Origin of the sequence: Martinezella hainanensis (assembly GCF_900094555.1) — a bacterium.
Lineage (GTDB): Bacteria > Pseudomonadota > Alphaproteobacteria > Rhizobiales > Rhizobiaceae > Rhizobium > Rhizobium hainanense.
On sequence record NZ_FMAC01000004.1, the window covers coordinates 499,542 to 521,505 of the forward strand.

The 21,964-nt window shown below is 60.7% G+C and carries 19 protein-coding genes; 14 read left to right on the forward strand and 5 right to left on the reverse strand.

From position 1 onward, the window contains the following. The first annotated feature begins 127 nt into the window (after positions 1-127). From GA0061100_RS16035 to GA0061100_RS16080, 9 genes are all read left to right on the forward strand, one after another. On the forward strand, positions 128-3,112 hold the full coding sequence (locus tag GA0061100_RS16035; RefSeq protein WP_075853676.1) for a 2-oxoglutarate dehydrogenase E1 component: 2,985 nt from the start codon (positions 128-130) through the stop codon (positions 3,110-3,112). 246 nt (positions 3,113-3,358) lie between these two features. Continuing rightward, positions 3,359-4,591, forward strand: a complete 1,233-nt coding sequence (odhB, locus tag GA0061100_RS16045; protein ID WP_075853678.1) for a 2-oxoglutarate dehydrogenase complex dihydrolipoyllysine-residue succinyltransferase — start codon at positions 3,359-3,361, stop codon at positions 4,589-4,591. Between the two features lie 15 nt (positions 4,592-4,606). After that, the gene (locus GA0061100_RS16050; RefSeq protein WP_075853679.1) at positions 4,607-5,356 is read left to right on the forward strand and encodes a DUF4241 domain-containing protein; all 750 of its coding nucleotides are present in this window, start codon (positions 4,607-4,609) and stop codon (positions 5,354-5,356) included. Then, entirely contained in the window at positions 5,353-5,880 is a 528-nt protein-coding gene (locus tag GA0061100_RS16055) for a hypothetical protein (RefSeq protein WP_425298682.1), read from the forward strand. Before GA0061100_RS16050 ends, GA0061100_RS16055 begins: the two co-directional genes overlap by 4 nt. After that, positions 5,877-6,632 (forward strand): SDR family oxidoreductase, encoded by a 756-nt coding sequence (locus GA0061100_RS16060; RefSeq protein ID WP_075853680.1) that lies wholly within the window; start codon positions 5,877-5,879, stop codon positions 6,630-6,632. Before GA0061100_RS16055 ends, GA0061100_RS16060 begins: the two co-directional genes overlap by 4 nt. 18 nt (positions 6,633-6,650) lie before the next feature. After that, the gene (locus GA0061100_RS16065) at positions 6,651-7,289 is read left to right on the forward strand and encodes a LysE family translocator (RefSeq protein ID WP_075853681.1); all 639 of its coding nucleotides are present in this window, start codon (positions 6,651-6,653) and stop codon (positions 7,287-7,289) included. A gap of 141 nt (positions 7,290-7,430) precedes the next feature. Beyond that, the gene (lpdA, locus tag GA0061100_RS16070; RefSeq protein WP_075853682.1) at positions 7,431-8,837 is read left to right on the forward strand and encodes a dihydrolipoyl dehydrogenase; all 1,407 of its coding nucleotides are present in this window, start codon (positions 7,431-7,433) and stop codon (positions 8,835-8,837) included. A 111-nt stretch (positions 8,838-8,948) separates the two neighbouring features. Continuing rightward, positions 8,949-11,810 (forward strand): M16 family metallopeptidase, encoded by a 2,862-nt coding sequence (locus tag GA0061100_RS16075; protein WP_075853683.1) that lies wholly within the window; start codon positions 8,949-8,951, stop codon positions 11,808-11,810. 315 nt (positions 11,811-12,125) lie between these two features. After that, entirely contained in the window at positions 12,126-12,623 is a 498-nt protein-coding gene (locus GA0061100_RS16080) for a DUF2867 domain-containing protein (protein ID WP_075853684.1), read from the forward strand. On the opposite strand, the gene GA0061100_RS16085 is transcribed toward GA0061100_RS16080, so the two are convergent. The 3 genes from GA0061100_RS16085 to GA0061100_RS16095 form a co-directional block, all read right to left on the reverse strand. Further along, on the reverse strand, positions 12,616-13,503 hold the full coding sequence (locus GA0061100_RS16085) for a TraB/GumN family protein (RefSeq protein WP_159444785.1): 888 nt from the start codon (positions 13,501-13,503) through the stop codon (positions 12,616-12,618). The genes GA0061100_RS16080 and GA0061100_RS16085 overlap by 8 nt on opposite strands. Positions 13,504-13,753: 250 nt before the next feature. Next, positions 13,754-14,845 carry a TraB/GumN family protein gene (locus GA0061100_RS16090; protein ID WP_075853686.1) on the reverse strand — a complete coding sequence of 364 codons (1,092 nt, stop codon included), beginning with the start codon at positions 14,843-14,845 and terminating at the stop codon, positions 13,754-13,756. 130 nt (positions 14,846-14,975) lie between these two features. After that, positions 14,976-15,911: a tyrosine recombinase XerC gene (locus GA0061100_RS16095; protein WP_075853831.1), complete on the reverse strand. Its 936-nt coding sequence runs from the start codon at positions 15,909-15,911 to the stop codon at positions 14,976-14,978. A gap of 245 nt (positions 15,912-16,156) precedes the next feature. Here GA0061100_RS16095 and GA0061100_RS16100 point away from each other — a divergent pair, with 245 nt between their 5' ends. The 3 genes from GA0061100_RS16100 to GA0061100_RS16110 all read left to right on the forward strand — a co-directional run bounded on the left by GA0061100_RS16100 (position 16,157) and on the right by GA0061100_RS16110 (position 19,021). Beyond that, complete coding sequence (locus GA0061100_RS16100; RefSeq protein WP_075853687.1) at positions 16,157-17,101, forward strand: GNAT family N-acetyltransferase; 945 nt, start codon at positions 16,157-16,159, stop codon at positions 17,099-17,101. Between the two features lie 26 nt (positions 17,102-17,127). After that, positions 17,128-18,261 (forward strand): AAA family ATPase, encoded by a 1,134-nt coding sequence (locus GA0061100_RS16105; protein ID WP_075853688.1) that lies wholly within the window; start codon positions 17,128-17,130, stop codon positions 18,259-18,261. An 88-nt stretch (positions 18,262-18,349) separates the two neighbouring features. Then, positions 18,350-19,021 (forward strand): nucleoside/nucleotide kinase family protein, encoded by a 672-nt coding sequence (locus GA0061100_RS16110; RefSeq protein ID WP_244557846.1) that lies wholly within the window; start codon positions 18,350-18,352, stop codon positions 19,019-19,021. Between the two features lie 90 nt (positions 19,022-19,111). Here the strand turns inward: GA0061100_RS16110 and GA0061100_RS16115 are convergent, their stop codons facing one another. Further along, entirely contained in the window at positions 19,112-19,531 is a 420-nt protein-coding gene (locus GA0061100_RS16115; RefSeq protein WP_075853832.1) for a GNAT family N-acetyltransferase, read from the reverse strand. 80 nt (positions 19,532-19,611) lie between these two features. Between GA0061100_RS16115 and GA0061100_RS16120 the strand changes: the two genes are divergently transcribed. After that, entirely contained in the window at positions 19,612-19,959 is a 348-nt protein-coding gene (locus GA0061100_RS16120) for a hypothetical protein (protein WP_075853690.1), read from the forward strand. Positions 19,960-20,727: 768 nt separating this feature from the next. On the opposite strand, the gene GA0061100_RS16125 is transcribed toward GA0061100_RS16120, so the two are convergent. Next, a complete protein-coding gene (locus tag GA0061100_RS16125; RefSeq protein WP_075853691.1) occupies positions 20,728-21,462 on the reverse strand; it encodes an SDR family NAD(P)-dependent oxidoreductase in 735 nt (244 codons plus the stop codon). A gap of 87 nt (positions 21,463-21,549) precedes the next feature. On the opposite strand from GA0061100_RS16125, the gene GA0061100_RS16130 reads away from it, so the two are divergent. Then, complete coding sequence (locus tag GA0061100_RS16130; RefSeq protein WP_075853692.1) at positions 21,550-21,951, forward strand: winged helix-turn-helix transcriptional regulator; 402 nt, start codon at positions 21,550-21,552, stop codon at positions 21,949-21,951. Positions 21,952-21,964: the final 13 nt, after the last annotated feature.

Below are 21,964 nucleotides of genomic sequence, written 5' to 3' on the forward strand. Positions count from 1 at the left end.
CGGTTTCGATACTCGCAAGTGCATACCTGTGGCCGTGGCGGCCGCGAACGAAATACGGTCGCCGGGGACCCGAAAACCGGCAATGCAAACAAGTTGGGAGACGGGCGAGAGCGCCCGCAGATTCACCATGGCAAGGCAAGAAGCCAACGAGCAATTTCAGATCACCTCGTTCCTGGATGGCGCCAATGCTGCCTATATCGAGCAGCTCTACGCGCGCTATGAGGACGATCCTTCATCGGTTTCCGACGAATGGCGGTCTTTCTTCAAGGCGCTCGAGGATAGCCCCGACGATGTGAAGAAGGCAGCCAAGGGCGCCTCCTGGCAGCGCAAGAACTGGCCGATCCCAGCAAAGGGCGATCTGGTCTCCGCGCTCGATGGCGACTGGGGCGTTGTCGAGAAGGTTATCGAAACCAAACTGAAGGCGAAGGCCGAAACCGCCGGTACGCCGGCCAGCGCGACCGACGTCCTGCAGGCGACGCGCGATAGCGTTCGCGCCATCATGATGATCCGCGCCTATCGCATGCGCGGCCACCTGCATGCCAAGCTCGATCCGCTCGGCATCGCCGCACCGGTCGAAGACTACAAGGAGCTGTCGCCGGAAGCCTATGGCTTCACCGAGGCCGACTTCGACCGCAAGATCTTCATCGACAACGTACTCGGCCTCGAATTCGCAACCATTCGCGAGATGATCGAGATTCTCGAGCGCACTTACTGCTCCACCCTCGGCGTCGAATTCATGCACATCTCCAACCCGGAGGAAAAGGCTTGGATTCAGGAACGCATCGAAGGGCCGGACAAGGGCATTGCGTTCAATCCCGAGCGCAAGAAGGCCATCCTCCAGAAGGTCATCGAAGCCGAAGGCTACGAGCAGTTTCTCGACGTCAAGTTCAAGGGCACCAAGCGCTTCGGCCTCGATGGTGGCGAATCGCTGATCCCGGCGCTCGAACAGATCCTGAAGAGCGGCAGCCAGCTCGGTCTGCGGGAAGCCGTGTTCGGCATGGCCCATCGCGGCCGTCTGAACGTGCTGTCCCAGGTCATGGGCAAGCCGCACCGCGCCATCTTCCACGAGTTCAAGGGCGGTTCCTATGCGCCTGACGAAGTCGAAGGTTCGGGCGACGTGAAGTACCATCTCGGTGCCTCCTCGGACCGTGATTTCGACGGCGCCAAGGTGCACGTCTCGCTGACGGCAAACCCGTCGCACCTCGAAATCGTCAACCCGGTCGTCATGGGCAAGGCCCGCGCCAAGCAGGACATGGGCGCCACCCAGTGGGACGGCGACATCATCCCGCTTTCCGAGCGTGCCAAGGTCGTGCCGCTTCTCATCCATGGCGACGCGGCTTTCGCCGGCCAGGGTGTCGTTGCCGAAATCCTCGGCCTCTCCGGTCTGCGCGGTCATCGCGTTGCCGGCACGATGCACGTCATCATCAACAACCAGATCGGTTTCACCACCAATCCGGCCTTCTCGCGCTCGTCGCCCTATCCGTCCGACGTCGCAAAGATGATCGAAGCGCCGATCTTCCACGTCAACGGTGACGATCCGGAAGCCGTCGTCTATGCCGCGAAGATTGCGACCGAATTCCGCATGAAGTTCCACAAGCCTGTGGTTCTCGACATGTTCTGCTATCGCCGCTACGGCCATAACGAAGGCGATGAACCGTCCTTCACGCAGCCGAACATGTACAAGGTCATCCGTGCACACAGCACGGTCCTGCAGCTTTACTCGCAGCGGCTGGTCAGCGAAGGCGTGTTGACTGAAGGCGAAGTCGAAAAGATGAAGGCTGACTGGCGTGCCCATCTCGAGCAGGAGTTCGAGGCCGGCCAGTCCTACAAGCCGAACAAGGCCGACTGGCTTGACGGCGAGTGGTCCGGTCTGCACACGGCCGACAATGCCGACGAACAGCGCCGCGGCAAGACCGCTGTGCCGATGAAGTCGCTCAAGGAAATCGGCCGCAAGCTGTCGGAAATCCCGGCTGGCTTCCATGCGCACCGCACTATCCAGCGTTTCATGGAAAACCGCGCCAACATGGTGCAGACGGGCGAAGGTATCGACTGGGCCATGGCGGAAGCCCTGGCATTCGGTTCGCTCGTCGTCGATGGTCACAAGATCCGCCTGTCAGGTCAGGACTGCGAACGCGGAACGTTCTCGCAGCGTCATTCGGTTCTCTACGATCAGGAGACCGAAGAGCGCTACATCCCGCTCGCAAACCTGTCGCCGACCCAGGCCCGCTACGAAGTCATCAACTCGATGCTGTCGGAAGAAGCGGTTCTCGGTTTCGAATACGGCTATTCGCTCGCTCGTCCGAACGCACTGACCCTCTGGGAAGCCCAGTTCGGCGACTTCGCCAACGGCGCGCAGGTCGTCTTCGACCAGTTCATCTCGTCGGGCGAACGCAAGTGGCTGCGCATGTCCGGCCTTGTCTGCCTGCTGCCGCATGGCTATGAAGGTCAGGGTCCGGAGCACTCCTCTGCCCGCCTCGAACGCTATCTGCAGCTCTGCGCCGAGGACAACATGCAGGTCGCCAATGTCACGACGCCGGCGAACTACTTCCACATCCTGCGCCGCCAGCTGAAGCGCGACTTCCGCAAGCCGCTGATCCTGATGACGCCGAAGTCGCTGCTGCGCCACAAGCGCGCCGTATCGACACTGGCGGAGATGGCTGGCGAAAGCTCGTTCCACCGCCTGCTGTGGGACGATGCCGAACTGATCAAGGACAGCCCGATCAAGCTGCAGAAGGACAACAAGATCCGTCGCGTCGTCATTTGCTCGGGCAAGGTCTATTACGACCTCCTGGAAGAGCGCGAGAAGCGCGGCATCGACGATATCTACCTGCTGCGTATCGAGCAGCTCTATCCGTTCCCGGCCAAGGCGCTCATCAACGAGCTCAGCCGCTTCCGCAATGCGGAGATGGTCTGGTGCCAGGAAGAGCCGAAGAACATGGGCGCATGGTCCTTTATCGATCCGTACCTGGAATGGGTGCTTGCCCATATCGATGCCAAGTACCAGCGCGTTCGCTACACCGGCCGTCCGGCCGCCGCCTCTCCGGCGACGGGCCTGATGTCCAAGCATCTGTCGCAGCTTGCTGCGTTCCTCGAGGACGCGCTCGGCGGTTGAGGGGTTGCGCGATGACGCATTTTCGTTTGAAAATCGCGGCGTCGCGCCCCAGCCTTCCGCATGATGCGACGGGGGAGAAGATGGACGCCATGCAGCAACATGCCGCCTATCGCCGCAATCAAACAAATGTCCGGTCGACCGCTATGGTCGTTCGGGCGCTTGCGCCGCGGCGCATCACCCGTCCCCCGGCCATCTGTCGCCGGAATTCCATCCAACTCATAAAGACGAAAAATCAGGATTTGAACAATGGCCACTGAAATCCGCGTTCCTACCCTCGGCGAATCCGTCAGCGAAGCGACCGTCGGTACCTGGTTCAAGAAGGTCGGCGATGCCATCAAGGCCGATGAGCCGCTTCTCGAACTTGAAACCGACAAGGTGACGATCGAAGTTCCGGCGCCTTCCGCTGGCACGCTCTCCGAAATCGTTGCCCAGGCCGGCGAAACCGTAGGTCTCGGCGCGCTGCTCGGCCAGATCTCCGCCGGCAACGGCGCTGCCGCCGCTCCGGCCCAGGCCGCCGCCCCTGCTGCGGCGCCTGCCGCTGCTGCACCGGTTGCCGCCCCCGCCGTTTCCGCTCCGGCCTCTTCCATGCCGCCGGCACCGGCTGCCGGTAAGCTGCTTGCTGAAAACAATCTCTCCGCCGATCAGGTCGAAGGCAGCGGCAAGCGCGGCCAGGTCCTGAAGGGGGATGTCATCGCTGCTGTCGCCAAGGCTGCCTCGGCTCCTGCCGCCGCACCTGCTGCTCCGGTTGCCGTCCGCGCCCCGACCGCCGTTGAGGACGTCAACCGCGAAGAGCGCGTCAAAATGACCCGCCTGCGCCAGACGATCGCCAAGCGCCTCAAGGATGCACAGAATACCGCCGCCATGCTCACCACCTACAACGAGGTGGACATGAAGGCCGTCATGGACCTGCGCAACAAGTATAAGGACATCTTCGAGAAGAAGCATGGCGTGAAGCTCGGCTTCATGGGCTTCTTCACCAAGGCCGTCACGCATGCGCTGAAGGAACTCCCGGCTGTCAACGCCGAGATCGACGGCACCGACATCATCTACAAGAACTACTGCCACGTCGGCATGGCTGTCGGCACCGACAAGGGTCTTGTCGTTCCCGTGATCCGCGATGCAGATCAGATGTCGATCGCGGAAGTCGAGAAGGAGCTTGGCCGTCTGGCAAAGGCTGCTCGCGACGGCACACTGGCGATGGCCGACATGCAGGGCGGCACCTTCACCATTACCAATGGCGGTGTCTACGGTTCGCTGATGTCCTCGCCGATCCTGAATGCACCGCAGTCGGGCATTCTCGGCATGCACAAGATCCAGGAGCGTCCGGTCGCCATCGGCGGTCAGGTCGTCATCCGCCCGATGATGTATCTGGCACTCTCCTACGATCACCGTATCGTCGACGGCAAGGAAGCGGTTACCTTCCTCGTCCGCGTCAAGGAAAGCCTGGAAGATCCGGAACGTCTCGTTCTCGATCTCTAAGGGGAGCGTTGGATCATGTCGACATGGCCCATGCGGACGCTGCGCGGATTGTTGTGCGCCGTCGCCGCATGGGTGCCATCGGCCGCCGGCGCGGCCGCGCTCGACATTTCCAAGCTCAGCAGCAATTTGGATCTGGCGTCGCTTGGCGACGCCGATCTTGCCGCTCGCTCGATCAACATCCTGCACATCGGCAATGTGGAATTGACCTCCGGGCGCGTCGTTGCCAGCGACCCCCTTGTCGGGCCTGATCGCCCGGCGCTTGTCCGGGCAGTTCCCCCCGGCGATTATCCCGTCACGCTCTATCAAGCTTTCGGCCGCATCGCTGCTGCCAGCATGCGCTTTGCCGAGGGCAAGCCGGTGCGCTGGGAGCTCGCCCTGATCCCGGGCCAGGATATCAATTCGCTGAAGAACGACGAGTTCTTCGGCTATCCGGTCGATGCCGGTCTCGGTTGCTACATGGATGCCGAGACCTATGCGCTGATCCAGCAGCGCGAAAAGCAGGTCCAGGCGGAGAAGGCGTCGTCCGACGTCAATTACTATGATGATGTTCTGGCGTCCGAACTGAGCGCCAACAGCGACAACTACGTCATGCATCGGCCGGTATCGGGCAAGCGCGGCAATGTTGCGATCTTCTGGAGCGGCTGGGGCGACGGCTTCTATCCGGTTTTCTGGGGGCTCGATGCCAGTGGCCGGCCGCTTGTACTCTTCACCGATTTCGGCGTGACCGAGAATGCCGATGGCCGGCATGAGCCGGGAGGGCAATGATCATGCCGGCTCAGAATATGATGGCACGACTGGCCTCGATGCCCTTGATAACGCTGGCCTGCTCGGTCAATCCCATGCCTGCCTACGCGGAAGAATGCGTGCAGGAAAAGGCCGTCTATGTCGATATGGACAATGCCTACGAGCTGCGCTTCGAACCCATGGATTCGGAATCCGCTGTCAGCAACAAGTTCAAGCTTGCCGTGCGCAATACCGCTCTCGTCGCCGAGGGCGTCGTCATGCGTAGCGATGATCAATTGCGCGCCGATGGGCGGATCATGTTCGAGTGCCCCGAAGGGGATGTGACAGGAGCGGATCTCAGAGCCTGCACCGTCTGGCAAGGCATGGTCTATGCCTCGGATCTGAAAGGCCATATCCGCGCACTGCCGGCGGAAGGCGAGAGCGCGGCGGACCGGCTTTTTCTCCCGGCGCTCGGCCCTTCGATCCAGAAGTCGTCCCTCTGGGGCAAGGGCAAGGCGACCGTCGCACCCTGGGATGTCCTTAGCTTGAAAGGATGCAATCAATGACCGACGATGCACCTGTTCTTCTCGTGACCGGCGGCAGCCGCGGCATCGGTGCCGCAGTCTGCCTTGCCGCCGCACAGCATGGCTGGGCCGTGGCGGTCAATTATGCGTCCAACAAGGATGCGGCCGAGGCCGTAGTCGGGACAATCGTTGACGCCGGCGGCGAGGCGATTGCGATTGCCGGCGATGTCGGCAAGCCCGAGGATATCAAGGCCATCTTTGCCAAGGTCGACGCGCATTTCGGCCGCATCGACGGGCTCGTCAACAATGCCGGCATTGTCGATAGTGTGCAGCGTGTCGATGAAATGACATCGGAGCGGCTCGATCGTATGTTCCGCATCAATGTGACCGGTTCGATCCTTTGCGCCGGTCAGGCCGTGCTTCGCATGTCGACCCGGCATGGCGGCAAGGGTGGTGTGATCGTCAATGTATCATCCATGGCTGCGATCCTCGGCTCCGCCGGTCAATATGTCGACTATGCCGCATCCAAGGCCGCGATCGATACCTTCACGCTCGGTTTGGCGCGCGAAGTCGCGACCGAGGGCATCCGCGTGAATGCGGTGCGCCCAGGCATCATCGATACCGATATTCATGCGTCCGGCGGACTACCCGACCGGGCGCGCGACATGAGCCCCCTTATTCCAATGCAGCGGCCCGGTACGGCGGACGAAGTAGCGGATGCCATCCTCTATCTTCTGAGCCCGCACGCATCCTATATAACGGGCTCCATCCTCAATGTAAGCGGCGGTCGCTGATCGGAAAGGGTCGACAAGATGCAGTATATTCTCGAATTTCTCGGCCTGATGGCGGTGTTCTCGATCTTCATCGTCGTTCCCGGCGCCGACTTCGCCGTCATTCTGCGCCAGAGCATCGTGCATGGCCGCCGCGCCGCCATGATGACCGGGCTCGGCATGGGCTTCTCGCTGCTCTTCCATATCAGCTACACCATTCTCGGGCTCGGCCTGATCGTGTCGCAGTCGCTGATGCTTTTCAGCCTGATCAAATGGGCCGGTGTTCTCTACCTCGTCTATCTCGGCATCAAGTCGTTCCGCCAGCCGGGCTTCAAGGTAAAGGACGTCGAGATCACCGACGAGGACCGCAAGCCGGTTTCCGTCTGGCGCTGCCTGGCGACCGGTTTTGTCACCAATGCCCTTAATCCGAAGCCGGTGCTGTTCTTCCTGTCGCTGTTTTCGACGCTCGTTCATCACGATACGCCGGCGCTCATCCAGTTCAGCTACGGCATCGGCATGGCGACGGCGCTTGTCGCCTGGTTTGCCGGCGTCTCCACCTTCTTCACCGTCAAGCCGGTGCGCGATCGTTTCATCGCGTCAGGCAAATGGTTCAATCGCATCACCGGAGCGGCGCTCGTCGGCTTCGGCATCCGCCTCGCCCTGGCGCGGGCGGCCGATTAGAGCCGGATGATTTTAGATCGAAGCGATCTAAAATCTGAATCCGCTCTAGAATCAAAGAAGTAGAGCATGATGTCGCCCGAAAACCGCTCACACTTTTCGGCATCATGCTCTAACAAAGATAGAAAACAAGGAAATTAAGACATGTCCTACGATGTGATCATTATCGGAACCGGCCCCGGCGGCTATGTCTGTGCAGTCAAGGCAGCGCAGCTCGGCCTGAAGGTCGCGGTCGTCGAAAAGCGCGCGACCTATGGCGGCACCTGCCTCAACGTCGGCTGCATTCCGTCCAAGGCGCTGCTGCATGCTTCCGAAGTGTTCCATCATGCCGGCCATGGCATGGATGCGCTCGGCATCGAGGTCGCCGCACCGAAACTCAATCTTGAAAAGATGCTGGCGCACAAGGACGCGACCGTGAAGTCGAATGTCGACGGCGTCGCCTTCCTCTTCAAGAAGAACAAGATCGATGCCTTCCAGGGCACCGGCAAGATCGTTTCGGCCGGCAAGGTTTCCGTCACTGCCGATGACGGCAAGGTGACCGAGATCGAAGGCAAGAATATCGTCATCGCCACCGGCTCGGACGTTGCCGGCATTCCGGGCGTTCCGCTCGAAATCGACGAGAAGGTCATCATCTCGTCGACCGGCGGCATCGCGCTCGACAAGGTGCCGGCCAAGATGATCGTGGTCGGCGGCGGCGTCATCGGCCTCGAGCTCGGCTCGGTCTGGTCGCGTCTCGGCGCCAAGGTCACTGTCGTCGAATATCTCGACACCATCCTCGGCGGCATGGACGGCGAAGTCTCCAAGCAGTTCCAGCGTATGCTGGCCAAGCAGGGTCTCGAGTTCCATCTCGGCGCCAAGGTGGTTGGCGTGGAAAAAATCGGCACCGGCGCCAAGGTCACTTTCGAACCGGTCAAGGGTGGCGACAAGGTTGTGCTCGATGCCGATGTCGTGCTCGTCGCCACTGGCCGCAAGCCGTACACGGCCGGCCTCGGTCTCGAGGAAGCCGGCGTTGCGCTCGACAATCGCGGCCGCGTCGAAATCGATGGTCACTTCAAGACCAACGTCGCTGGCATCTACGCCATCGGCGACGTCGTGAAGGGTCCGATGCTCGCGCACAAGGCGGAAGACGAAGGCGTTGCGCTTGCAGAAATCCTTGCAGGTCAGGCCGGCCATGTGAACTACGACGTCATCCCGAGCGTCGTCTACACCCAGCCGGAAGTCGCCTCCGTCGGCAAGACAGAGGAAGAGCTGAAGGCCGCAGGCATCGCCTACAAGGTCGGCAAGTTCCCGTTCTCGGCCAATGGCCGCGCACGCGCCATGCTGGCGACGGACGGCTTCGTCAAGATCCTGGCCGACAAGGAAACGGATCGCGTTCTCGGCGGCCATATCGTCGGCTTCGGTGCCGGCGAGATGATCCACGAGATTGCCGTGCTGATGGAATTCGGCGGCTCGTCGGAAGACCTTGGCCGCACCTGCCATGCGCATCCCACCATGTCGGAAGCCGTCAAGGAAGCAGCACTCGCGACCTTCTTCAAGCCGATCCACATGTAAGACCTGCATTCCGGCTGAGTAGTCGCCGGGATTGCAATGCTTGCCTGATGATGCGATGTACGGCGCTCCCGTGCATCGCATCATCCATTCGTTCTCACCGCCAGAGCAAGCATGTCACGTCAGATCCTATCCGTTCGCGCATCCTTAAAACTCTTCATTGCAGTGACGTTCGCATCCCTCGCGATCGTTGCAGCGCCGGCCATGGCCGAAGCGCCGGCCGCGAACTGGCCCCAGGCGGTCAGCGATCTGCCTGTAGAGCAGGGGATACGGTTCGGCGCCTTGCCGAACGGCATGCGCTATGCCGTCATGCATAATGCGACGCCGGCCGGTCAGGTGGCGATCCGCTTCCGCATCGGTGCCGGCTCGCTGCAGGAGCGCGATGACCAGCAGGGCCTGGCGCATTTCCTCGAGCATATGGCCTTCAAGGGATCGACCCATGTGCCGGAAGGCGAGATGGTGCGCACCCTTCAGCGCCTCGGCCTCGCCTTCGGTGCGGATACCAATGCGTCCACCAGCTACGGTGAAACTGTTTATGCGTTGGATCTGCCCGAAGCCAATCAGGAGACGGTTTCGACCGGCCTGATGCTGATGCGCGAGACGGCGAGCGAGTTGACGCTCGATGCCGGCGCCTTCGATCGCGAACGCGGCGTCATTCTTTCGGAAGAGAAGTTGCGTGATACGCCGCAATATCGTGGCGGAACCGGTTTCCTCGCTCAACTGCTGCCGGGTCAACGTGTGCCGCAGCGCTCGCCGATCGGCAAGACCGATATCATCGGCAATGCGCCCGTCGATCTGCTGCGGGACTTCTATCGCACCTATTATCGCCCCGATCGCGCGACCTTGATCGTGGTGGGGGATATCGATGCGGCCGCCATCGAAGCCGATATCCGCAACCGGTTCGGCAATTGGGCCGCCGCCGCACCTGCACCCGCAGACCCTGATCTCGGCACTCTCCAAAGTCATGGAGAGCGCGTCGGCACGGTCGTCGTGCCTGGTGGTGCGACCCGCGTGCAGCTTGCCTGGGCACGACCCTACGACGCTTCGCCGGATATCGCTGCCAAGCGCCGCGCGCAGCTGGTGGAGGATATTGGCCTCGCTGTTCTCAACCGGCGCCTATCCCTTCTGGCGCAGCAGCCCAATCCACCTTTCGTCAGCGCGCAGGCCGGTGCGCAGGATCTGCTGAAATCAGCCCATGTCGCGATGGTTGCCGCCGACAGCGATCCCACTAACTGGCAAGTCGCCCTTGCGGCTATCGATCAGGAGCAACGGCGCATTGCGCAGTTCGGCGTCGATCAAAGCGAGATCGACCGTGAAATAGCCGAAACTCGCTCGATGCTGCAGGCGGCCGCGAGCGGCGCCGCGACGCGCACGAGCCCCGATATTGCCGGTTCGCTCAACTGGAGTGTCGGCGAGAACATGGTTTTTACCTCGCCTGCGGAAGATCTGGCGCTGTTTGATGTCGCGATGAAAGACCTAAGCGCAGATGAGGTCAACCAGGCTCTGCAGCGCGTCTTTGCCGACAATGGTCCGCAGCTGGTGCTACAAATCCCGCAAATGCCCGAGGGCGGGGATGCCGCTGTCGGGAAGGCCTATGCCGATTCGCGTGCCGTGGCAGTCAAGGCCCCGGAACATACGGCTTCGGTCGCATGGCCCTATACCGATTTCGGCAAGCCGGGCGATGTCGTCGAGCGCCGCACGGTCGATGATCTCGGCGTTACGATGGTCCGTTTTGCCAATGGCGTCCGCCTGACTGTCAAGCCGACCAAGTATCGCGCCGACGAGGTTTTGGTGCGGGCCGAAGTCGGCCATGGCCGGCTGGACCTGCCGAGTGATCGACCGTCGCCGATCTGGGCGGCACCGGCGCTGCCGTTATCCGGCCTGAAGGCCATCAGCTATGACGATATGCAGAAGGCCTTTGCTGCCAAAACCGTTGGCATCGATTTCGCCATTCAGGACGCCGCTTTCAAATTCGAGGGCACGACGCGGCCGAGCGACCTGCAGACGCAATTGCAGCTGCTGACGGCCTATGTCGCCGATCCGGCCTATCGCCCCGATGTCTTCAAGCGGGTTCAGCAGGCCTATCTGAACATGCTTCCCCAGCTTCAGGCAACGCCGGGCAGCGTGGTCGGTCGCGATCTTTCCGGCCTCTTGCATTCCAACGATCCGCGCTGGGCGTTCCCGGATCGGACGCAGCTGGTCGATGCGAAGCCCGAGGATTTCGAAGGCCTCCTTCAGCCATCTCTTTCGAAGGGACCGATCGAGGTCATCATCGCCGGTGATGTCGAGGTCGATGATGCCATTCGCTTGACGGCGCAGACCTTTGGCGCCTTGGCCGTCCGCGGCGACGGAGAGAAGCAGAACGACGGTTCCGGCGTGCATTTTCCCGCACCGACGGCCGATCCGGTCGTTCGGCTTCATGACGGGCGCAGCGACAGCGCGGGTGCTGCCGTCGCCATCCAGATCGGCGATTTTCTTTCGGATCTGCCGAGAGCCGCCGCCGCCAATGTCGCCGGGGCGATCCTGCAGAATCGTCTGGTCGACCAGTTCCGCATCGCCGAGGGAGCAACCTACAGCCCTCAGGGCGAAGTCGATCTGTCGAGATCGATCCCCGGCTATGGTTTTGCCTATCTCTATGTCGAAACCACGCCCGCCAAGGTGGATCACTTCTTCGAGCTGGTGGACAAGATCGCCGCCGATCTCGGCAATGGAGATGTTTCACCCGATGAGCTGACGCGGGCCAAGGTGCCGATCATCGAAGGGGTGAAGCGCTCGCAGCAGAGCAACGGCTATTGGGTCCAGAATCTTCGCGATGCCCAGAGGGACCCTCGGCGCCTCGACCGTATTCGCAGGAGCATCAGCGGCTATGAGGCCGTGACCGCCGAGGATGTCCGTGCCATCGCGGCGACCTATCTGAAGCCGGGCACATCCTGGCGGCTGAAGATATTGCCGACCACCGGATCCGCGGTTCGCTAGAGCCGAATGATTTTAGGCCTGTTCGACCTAAAATCTGAATCCTCTCCAGCATCAAAGAAGTAGAGCGTGATGTCGTCCGAAAACCGCCTACACTTTTCGGCATCACGCTCCAGAGCAATTCCAGGAAAAGTGCGTAGCGGTTTTCCGTCAGGAATTGCGTGAAACAAAGGAATAGAGCGGCTCAGAGATTCCGTGAAAAGCTGAACCGCTCTAGGCGGCGATCCGCCGGCCAAATTGCCGCAGCTGCCATTTGCGAATCGGGTTGGCTTGCAGCCTATGCTAGATTGCATGGGATGCAGATCGACGGATGAAACGATGTCAGTAAGGCCCCTCATGATGAAGCCGCACATGCCGCATCCCGCATTGCCGGGTGCGGATTGGGCGGATTGCTATGAACTGCAGGTTCCGAAGTCGGATCTCACGGCCATTGTCGCAGCACACTCCATGCTCAGCCGCTTTCCATTGTGGGTGCGGCTTCTGCTGCGCCTGCGCGACGCGGCGACCGGCCCGTTTGGATTGAGATCCACCCGGAGCCACCAGGCTGATGGGCTGGAAAGGATCGGCTTCTTTCCTGTCGTCAGCCAGTCCGACGATCAGGTCGTACTCGGTTTCGATGACAAGCATCTCGATTTTCGGGTCGTCATCGACGTGCGGGAGGACGCTCAGGGGCGCCGGCTTGTCGACGCCACCACACTCGTCAGGCGGAAGATATTGCTCGGCCGGATCTATATTGCGCTGATTGCGCCGTTCCACCGTCTGATCGTCGCGACGATGCTTGCCGATTTCGGCAAGCGCATGCGGGCGGTCAATTGACCGGGGTCAGCGTGTAACCTTGCTTGCGCAGTAGCTCGACGACGCCATGATCGCCCGGGAGATGCAGAGCGCCAACGGCCATCATTACATTTCCTTTCTCGATATAGGGCAAGATGCGCTTCGCCATCAATTCATTGCGATCGCTGACGATACGCTTCATGAACGTGATGTCGATCGTCTTGTCATCGGAAAGGCCTTCGACGAAGGCTTTCATCAAGCCGCTATTCCCCGTCACATAGAGCCCGACCAAGGTCTCTGTGATGTCGTTCATGTTGTAGGGCAGCTTAAAAGCCTCCAGAAGCCCTTTCATCGTCAGCTCATCGGAGAGGTCCGCCATCGCCTGGAATTGCTCGAGCGGCGTTTCGAGACCTTCGATATCCACGCCGTTCTTTTCCGCATCCACGGCCAATTGCCTGTCGAGGACATATTGGCCATTGGCATTTTGCTGGGCGGTGCACGCCAAGAGCGTCATGTAAATGAACCAGGGGCGCATGCGTAGAACGGAGGTGATCGGTACGCCTCTTTTGGCAAGCCCGGCCGCGATCTGCGCGGTCTCCTCAGGCGGCAGAATTTGATCCAGATTCTTTTGAGGCGGCAGCATCGTCAGCTCCGGATGCTTCAAAAGCTCCAGCGCAATCGTGTTGGGATTGGCGATTTCCTTCAGCTCCAGGACCAGAGTGTCGATGCTGTCGAAGGCATCGTGAAATTCGGCCGGTAGTTTCAGCACCCGTTCGTCGCTGGAATGCATCGTGCCCAAAAGCCATGAAGGCTCGACGCCGGGCTTTTCGATCTTCCAGAAGATGCTGTAGCCGTTTGCGACTTTCGATGCATCGTCGATGATCGCTCCGTAGCGGAACGGATCATTCTTCCGCAATTGCAACAGCAGATCCTTACCGCCACATGACCCGGAATTATCTGCCAGCGCTGGTGAACCGGCTGGCACGGACAGAAGGGCGGCTAGCAGGAGCAGCGCAGCAACACGGGACGCAATGCCTCTGAAGCGGCCTGCAAAGCTTACAAGGGAATTGTTTCTCATAAGAATGCCGATGCGGCTCGGAACAACACCGCGTCAGTATGACCGACAGAGTTATCCAACTCAAGCAGTAGTTGTGGGTGTGCCGCCCGCCGTGTCAGTTCACCGCCGTCACCGTAAAGCCCTGCTTGCGCAGCAGCGCCACGAGACCCTTGTCGCCAACGAGGTGAAGCGCACCGACGGCGATGAAGGCGTTGCCCTTGTCGAGAACCGGTGCCGCGCGCTCGGCCATGACCTTGTTGCGGTCGAGGATGATGCGCTGTTCGAAGGCGGCGGTATCGTCGTCGGTGATCTTCTGGTCCGGTTCGATCACCTTCAACATCGGGATCATCGCGCCGATATTGCCGGCGAGATAGAGCCCGGTCATGGTTTCGTTGACGTCGTTGATCTTGTCGCCCAGCTCGAGTGTCTGCATCAGCGACTTCAGGTGGAGCGCGATCGGCAGGTCGCTCATGGCCTTGGCCTGCTCGGCCAGCGTTTCGAGACCGACGACCTTCTTGCCTTCGGCCGCGGCGTCGGTCGCCAGTTTCTGGTCGAGGAATTTCGCACCGGCCGTCTTGCGGCGAACCTCGCAGCCCGTCATCTCGAAGGAGCTCGAGATCAGCCAGGGCTGCATGCGGGAAACGGCGGCGAGCGCAATGCCGCGCTCCTTCAGCCCTGCTTCCAGCCGGGCGTTGTCTTCCGGCGACAGATGCTGGCTGATGGTCGAGCCGTCGGTCAGCATGGTGAGTGAAGGATTGGCGAAGAGGGCGGCGGCGGCTTTCTTGTCGTCGAGGATCTCGTCCGATTCAACAACGATCGTATCGGCTGATGCAACGGCATCTGCAGCCCCCTTTGGCAGGGTGAGCACGCGCGAATCCGAGACATGCATGGAACCGAGCAGCCATGAGGGCTTCAGACCGGGCTTCTCGATCTTCCAGAAGATGCCCTTGCCGTTTTCCACCTTGTCGCCGGCGGCGATGATGGAGGCGTATTTTGCCGGATCGGTCTTCTGAAGGTCGGCCATGAGATCCTTGCCGCCGCAACTGTCGGACACCGCTCCCTCGGCATGGGCCGGCTGCAACGTCAGCATGGTCGCAATCAACAGGATGGCGAGCATCAGCGGAAAGGCCGTGGCAAGCCAGAGCAGCATATCGCCAAGCGTCGGCTTCATCGACCGCATCGTCTTGGACCCGAGGGCAGAAATCATCATAATCTTCCATTCGCAGAGAGCATGACCGCTAACGCCCGAAAGCGGCTTTCAGGAGGCATGCCGGGACATGATTCTGCTTTACGCGAGCGAGACGGAAATTCCCTTAACGCGAGAGGTTAATCATTCCTTATGCACGCGGATGGGCGCGGTCGTAGACCTCGAGCAGGCGCGAGGAATCGACGCCCGTATAGACCTGCGTCGTTGAGAGGCTCGCGTGGCCGAGCAGCTCCTGGATGGTGCGCAGATCGCCACCGCCGGCGAGCAGATGGGTCGCGAAGGAATGGCGAAGCGCGTGCGGCGTTGCCGTATCCGGCAGCCCGAAGGCGCCGCGCAATTTCTGCATGCCGTGCTGGATGATGCCCGGTTGCAGCTTACCGCCGCGCGCGCCGCGAAAGAGCGCACCATCCACATCGAGATGATAGGGGCAGAGCTTGCGGTATTGGTCGACCGCTTCGATGACGATCGGCAGCAGCGGCACCAGCCGCGTCTTGTTGCCCTTGCCGGTGATGCGCAGTGAGGTTGCGCCCGGCGGAAAATCCTGCGGCTTCAGATCCAGCGCCTCGGAAATGCGTAGCCCGCAGCCATAGAGCAGGGTCAGCACGGCGGCATCGCGCGCGGCGATCCATGGTTCCTCGTGCAGCTGCGCCTCGTCACTGACGACGGTGATCGCCTGCTTGTCGGAGAGCGGTTTTGGAAGCGATTTCGGCTGTTTCGGCGATCGAACGGCGGCAGCACCGGCGGCGTTTACCAGCCCCTTCTTTTCGAGATAGCGCAGCAGCGAGCGAAGACCGGCAAGGTTGCGCCCGAGCGAACGCGCGCCCGCGCCATCCTTGCGGCGCGCTGCCAGAAAAGCGCGAAAGTCGGCGGGGCGAAGCGCGTGAATATCCTCGATCGTCGCCGGGCCGCCGAGATGGCCGGTGAGGAAGGTCAGGAATTGCCGCGTATCGCGTTCATAGGCATTGAGCGTATGCGCGGCGAGCCGCCGCTCCCGGCCGAGCGCATCGAGCCAGCGGCCGCGTTCCGCCATCAACCTGGAGTCGGCGATAACAAGCAATTCGTTCAGTGGAAAACCCCTTGAAATTCGGATTCCTTCTGCCACTTTGAAGGAAGGAAGGTTATGGAATCGCTAACTTTCCTGTCGCTTTCGGTGCGTTTCCCCCGCGCTGCGAGCGCTGTCGCACTCTAAATAAGACAGCATATGGGCCGATCCAGGATCTCCGGTCGTTCGGTCGCCATATGCGAGGCGCTTGTCATGCTTCGATCATATTCGATTGCGATAGAATATATCTCAACCATTCAGGACACTTCATGGCACGCCGCGGTTCGATAACTGCACTGGGACAGATTGCAGAAGCGATCGCTTTGGTGTCTCAGGGCCAGCCCGGACATATTGTCGATACTCTGATTGCCGAGCGCGGGCAGAAGATCGTGCGCAATCCGCTCTGGCCGCTCATGCGTCCGTTTCTCTACACGCTTCTACGCTACAATAAGGCGATCGAATTCGCCGATGATGTCGCCAAGCTTTCCGGCTTCCAGTGCTTCGAATATATGAGCGATCTGCTGCGGCTCGACATCGGCGTCACCCATGCCGACCGTATTCCCGCATCCGGCGGTTTCATTCTCGTCAGCAACCACCCGACCGGCATTGCCGATGGCGTCGCCGTCTTCGATCTCCTGAAGTCGCACCGTCCCGACATGATGATCTTTGCCAATCGCGATGCGGTGCGCGTCAATCCGCGGTTTGCGGAGATGATTATCCCGGTCGAATGGCGCGAGGAATACAAGAGCAAGCCGAAGACGCGCGAGACGCTGCAACTGACCAACCGCGCCGTCGCGGAGGGCAAGGTGACCGTGCTCTTCCCGTCCGGCCGCATCGCCTACTGGGCGAACGGGAAGCTGAACGAGCGGCCATGGAAGACATCCGCCGTGGGTCTCGCGCGCAAATACAATCTGCCGATCCTGCCCGTGCATCTGACGGCGCGTAATTCCGGCCTGTTCTACTGGTTCGCCAAATGGTCGACGGAGCTGCGCGACATGACCGTCTTCCACGAACTGCTCAACAAGCGCGGCGACCGGTTTGATTTCCTGGTCGGCAACCTCATTCCCGTCGAGCATCTGGACGGCGACGTGAACGAGGTGACGAAGGCATTGGAGAAGCACACGGTGTTCGATCTTGCGGCCGACGGCAATGCAACCTTTGTGCCTCTCGTCCCTTCGGCCCAGGATGAGACCCTGGTTTCGCATTCTCTTTAATATGGGAATCGGCTAAACCGCGTGGCATGCAGCTACGCTCGATGTTTGCCCGCAATTATCGCTCCCTGCGCTCGATCCGAATGGATCTCTCCGATGTCAATCTGTTCATCGGCGAGAATGGTGTCGGCAAGTCCAACCTCTATCGCTCGTTGCAGCTCGTGCAGGCTGCGGTTCGGGGCAGGCTGGCGCATGAAATCTCCAGCGAGGGCGGTATGTTCTCGGCCATGTGGTCGGGCAAGCGGCGCTCGCATGAGTCGCCCCGGATCCGCTTCGATGTCGAGCTGCTCGACATGGAGCGGGCAGCGACCTTCCGCTACTGGATCGAGGCCGGCATGCGGCCGCCAGGCGCCGCCGGTTTCGCGCTCGAGCCCGAAATCAAGGCCGAGGAGCTTTCGTTCGAAGGTGGACGTCGGCCGGTGACGATGATGAAGCGCGAAGGGGCGGGCATTTCGGTTCGCGGCGAGACCGGCCGCATGGAGGCCTATCGCGAGCAGGCCTTGCCTTCGGAAACCGCGGTCGCGCTGCTTGGCGATGCCGGACATTATCCGGAAATCGGCACCTTCCGCCGCGCAGTCGATGCCTGGCGCTTCTTTCACGGTTTTCGCACCGATCGCGGTTCGCCTCTGCGCGCGCCGTGCCTGGCGGTGACATCGCCGATGCTGGATGAGGATGGCGCCAATATTGCCGCCGTTTTCGCCACGCTCACGCATATTCGCGGAGACACGGTCGAGCTCGACCGGGTGATTGCCGCTGCCCTCGGCGGGGCGCGGCTCGTCGTGCCTGCGCCGGAGGAAACGGCGGATTTCGGGCTGATGTTGCCGGAATTTCCCAACCGCGTCTTCCAGCCGCGCGAACTATCGGACGGCCAGATCCGCTTCCTTGGCCTTGCCGCCGCCCTGATGTCCTACCGCCTGCCGCCGCTGATCGCGCTCAACGAGCCGGAGGCGAGCCTGCATCCCGACATGCTGACGCCGCTTGCCGATATGATCGCGCAAGCCGCGAAAAACAGCCAGATCTGGATCGTCACCCATTCCGAAGTTCTGGCGCAGGCGGTGCGCGAGCGCTGCGGAGCAAGACCGCGCCGAGTCATCCGCGAAGACGGTTCCACCTGGATCGACGGCATGCGGCTGACCGGCGTGATTGACGATGACGACGAGTAGCAGCCGTCAGGGGCGCCCTCATTTTTTACGACATGGAAGCATCCCAAAAGGAATTTTTGAAATGACCTCTTTGAACAGAGCCGCTTTGTTGACCGACCTAGCTACGATAATCGCAAGCCTCGACCTGGCGCGGCCGATCCGTGTTGCGATCGACGGCCGCACAGCGTCAGGCAAGACCACGCTGGCGAACGAACTGGCCGAGTGCCTCAAGACCAGCGGACGAGATATCATCCGCACCTCGATCGATGGATTCCACCGGCCGAAGGTGGAGCGCTATGCGCGCGGCCGGCACTCCGCCGAGGGCTATTACCACGATGCACGCGATCTTCCGGCGATCAATACACTGCTGCTCAAGCCCCTGGGGCCGGGTGGCGATCAATGGTATCGCACTGCCTCCTTCGACCTGCACAATGACGTGCCGATCCACCAGGATCCGCAATTTGCGCCAGCCGACGCGATCCTCATCGTCGACGGCACCTTTCTGCAGCGGCCGGAATTGCGGGATGGCTGGGACCTCGCCATCTTCGTCGAAGCCTCGGAGCAGGTATCCGAGCAGCGCGGCATTGCGCGCGACACCGCGCTTCTGGGCGGAACGGAGACGACCCGCCAGCTCTACGCCGATCGATACCGACCGGCCTTTGCGCTTTATGAAAGCCTGGCTGCGCCTGCTCTTGTCGCCGATGCGATTATTGACAATGACGATTTCGATCGGCCGAAGCTTCGGATTCGCGAGGGTGGGAGGTTGTCTGGGGTGTTGTGAAGGCTTTGATGTTCAGGGAGCGGGTGGCAGTCGCTCGCGGCAATGTTGCGCCATCGGTGGCCATTGAGCTGCTGAGCTTTCGTGTTCGCCTTAACGTACTACGCGATATGCCATTCCTAGAGACCTTGGGGCGGTCTCAACGAAGCCAAATTTCTCATAGAGCTTGTTTGCGGGAACATCCGCTATGAGGCTGACATATGCAGAAGGGGGCAGCTCTTGTGAGACATATGTCATGATCGCTTCCATGATCGCTCTCCCGAGTCCACGTCCCTGGTGCTCGGGATGAACAGCGATATCCACGACCTGGAAAAAGCAGCCACCGTCACCGATCAATCGACCCATTCCGATTGCTAAGCTTTCGTATGTAATCACCACGGAATAGATCGTTCCATTCAGACCCACGCGCGCAGCACCTTCAGAAAACGCACTCAAGCCAGCAACCGCACGAAGATGCAAATATTCTTCAACTGTTGGAGATCGAGATACGGTGCAGTATTCAGGTTGCTTCATCTGGATATTTCTCTTTTGGTTGGATCGAGCTGCCTCGGCCAACAGGACAGCTTCAAACTGTTGAGGCATTGGGTAATTCAATGGAACGCACGGATTGGCTAGATAAGAATGAAATTGATCCCAATTGGGATCAAGCTTTTGCCGATGAAATCCTTGGAACTTTGGTTCTACTCGGAATTACCTACCGTCAACCCGACGGAACGGTAACGAAAGAAGAGCAATTTCATGGCTACATCAAATCCGTGGATCAACGTTGGGGAATAACAATCAGGATCGAAGGCGACGAAATCCAAGAGGAGATAAATCTTCCGCCCATGCTCGAGGTCTTCGAGAGGGCGGATCCGGGCATCTATACGGATGGCGCTGGGAATGCCGTACACGATCCTGATTTCGTCGCCTACTGGACTGTCACCTCCGGAACAAGTTGACCCACAGCCGATCGTCTGTTTTTGGGTCGATATTGGTAATTGGTGGCGTTGCTGCATAACGCCGGATATTCATTACAGCTGCAGGTCGTCCGCATTTTGCGAGCAATCGCACGGCACTCCCGGGTTTCCTTGTGAGCCCGGAGCATCGGTTCCCGCCGATCACGCGGAAATCCGAACAGCCTCCGGTTTCCACTCGATGCGAAATCGAATAACCTCGCCCTTGATTACAAATGGTCACAGAGAGCATTGGGGATGTCCATGCAGCCGATTTACCATGGGCTCACGAGGGTGGTTGCCCTAGGCGTTCTGATTACCTTTCCCGCCGTTTTCTTTGTCTCCTGCTCGACGTTCGGCGGAACTGGCGGTCAATCCCGTTCCGTGATCGCGAGCAAGTCAACAGCCTCTGCGAAAGACAAGGCGGCCGAGCGTCGGCGATGGGAAGACAGAGTCCAACGGGATAATCAGCTGGATCCAAGCGGGTCGGCGCCGGGCTCCTATGGCTCCTTCGGTCCTCGTTTCACCTGGTGAGCGAGAGATTTTCAAACGGCTCAGTTCATGTCCGAACCCGGTTGAACGGATTTCGTTCAACAGTAAGTGGAGACTGGTGTCGCAGCGGGTACTTCGATGCCGTTTCGGGTGGAGGTTACGGCCAGAGCCCGGCCGATCTTGTCGATGCCGATGATTGCGCGGCTCATAGGGTCTCCTTCGGTTTATCACGCCTCAAGGCGCTCCAAATAATCAAATGGAGCGCCCGACCGGCGTAGCGTTTCAGAGTTGCGCAAGGCCACCGTCGACGGCGACTTCGCTGGCGGTCATGAAACTGCTGTCCTGAGACGCGAGGAAGGCAGCCACCGCCCCGATCTCCGAGGGATCGGCCATGCGCTGGAGCGGGGTCATCGAGGCGAAGACCTTCTGGCCTTCCTCGCCGAGCGCCTCCTTCGCGAGTTCTGTCGCCGTCGCCCCGGGCGACAGCACGTTGACCCGGATGCCGGTGCCCTTGAGATCCTCCGCCCAGGTGCGCGCGAGGTTGCGCACTGCGGCCTTGCTGGCGCTGTAGGCGCTCATTGCCGGCGCGCCCGTCGTGCCGGCGCTCGATCCGGTGAGGATGATCGAGCCGCCCTGACCCATCAACGGCAACGCCTTCTGGATCGTGAAGATCGTACCCTTCACATTGGTGTCGAAGGTTTCGTCAATGTGCTCGGCGGTGATCTCGCCGAGCGGAAGCTGGCTTCCGGCACCGGCATTGGCAAAGACGACGTCGAGGGTTCCGCGCTCGGCCTTCACCGCCGCGTAGAGGCGGTCGAGATCGCCGAGATCGGAGACCGAGCCCTTCACCGCGCGGGCATTCGGCCCGAGGTCGGCCAGAGCCACATCGAGCGCCTCCTGCCGGCGGCCGAAGATGAAGACGAAGGCGCCTTCCTCGATGAAGCGCTTTGCCGCTGCGCGACCAATGCCGGTAGCGCCGCCGGTGATCACGGCGGTCTTTCCATTCAGTCTAGTCATGCTGTGCATCCTCTGTTGAAGTTGCACAGAAGCTAAGAAAGTGCTTACCTGAGGACAAGTATGCACCTTTTGGTAAGTATGGAAAAAATGACTGAACCTTCCGATCACTGCGGTATAGGATACTCCCACGGACTGGCCGTCACGCTGCGCATCATCGCCGGCAAGTGGAAGCCGCTGATCCTGTACTTCCTGCTCGACGGCCCGAAGCGCTACGGCGAGCTCAAGCGCACGATAAAGGGCGTTAGCGACAAGGTGCTGATCCAGCAATTGAAGGAGTTGGAGGTCGATCGCGTTCTGGCGCGGACCGATTACAAGGAGGTGCCGCCGCGTGTGGACTACGCGCTCACTCCTCTTGGCCGCAGCCTGGCCGTCGCGATCGTCCCGCTTTGCACCTGGGGGACCCAGAATATGGCGGAAATGGAAAACATCTTTGCCGAGCGTGACGCTTTGTCCTCGGACGTTCCGAAGCCGGAACAACCATCGCCGTGATTGCAAACGAGAC

Coding starts and splice junctions, on each gene's coding strand:
- GA0061100_RS16035 (WP_075853676.1), top strand. CDS start 128: ATGGCAAGGCAAGAAGCCAACGAGCAATTTCAGATCACCTCGTTCCTG.
- odhB (WP_075853678.1), top strand. CDS start 3,359: ATGGCCACTGAAATCCGCGTTCCTACCCTCGGCGAATCCGTCAGCGAA.
- GA0061100_RS16050 (WP_075853679.1), top strand. CDS start 4,607: ATGTCGACATGGCCCATGCGGACGCTGCGCGGATTGTTGTGCGCCGTC.
- GA0061100_RS16055 (WP_425298682.1), top strand. CDS start 5,353: ATGATCATGCCGGCTCAGAATATGATGGCACGACTGGCCTCGATGCCC.
- GA0061100_RS16060 (WP_075853680.1), top strand. CDS start 5,877: ATGACCGACGATGCACCTGTTCTTCTCGTGACCGGCGGCAGCCGCGGC.
- GA0061100_RS16065 (WP_075853681.1), top strand. CDS start 6,651: ATGCAGTATATTCTCGAATTTCTCGGCCTGATGGCGGTGTTCTCGATC.
- lpdA (WP_075853682.1), top strand. CDS start 7,431: ATGTCCTACGATGTGATCATTATCGGAACCGGCCCCGGCGGCTATGTC.
- GA0061100_RS16075 (WP_075853683.1), top strand. CDS start 8,949: ATGTCACGTCAGATCCTATCCGTTCGCGCATCCTTAAAACTCTTCATT.
- GA0061100_RS16080 (WP_075853684.1), top strand. CDS start 12,126: ATGTCAGTAAGGCCCCTCATGATGAAGCCGCACATGCCGCATCCCGCA.
- GA0061100_RS16090 (WP_075853686.1), bottom strand. CDS start 14,845: ATGATTTCTGCCCTCGGGTCCAAGACGATGCGGTCGATGAAGCCGACG.
- GA0061100_RS16100 (WP_075853687.1), top strand. CDS start 16,157: ATGGCACGCCGCGGTTCGATAACTGCACTGGGACAGATTGCAGAAGCG.
- GA0061100_RS16105 (WP_075853688.1), top strand. CDS start 17,128: ATGCAGCTACGCTCGATGTTTGCCCGCAATTATCGCTCCCTGCGCTCG.
- GA0061100_RS16115 (WP_075853832.1), bottom strand. CDS start 19,531: ATGAAGCAACCTGAATACTGCACCGTATCTCGATCTCCAACAGTTGAA.
- GA0061100_RS16120 (WP_075853690.1), top strand. CDS start 19,612: ATGGAACGCACGGATTGGCTAGATAAGAATGAAATTGATCCCAATTGG.
- GA0061100_RS16125 (WP_075853691.1), bottom strand. CDS start 21,462: ATGACTAGACTGAATGGAAAGACCGCCGTGATCACCGGCGGCGCTACC.
- GA0061100_RS16130 (WP_075853692.1), top strand. CDS start 21,550: ATGACTGAACCTTCCGATCACTGCGGTATAGGATACTCCCACGGACTG.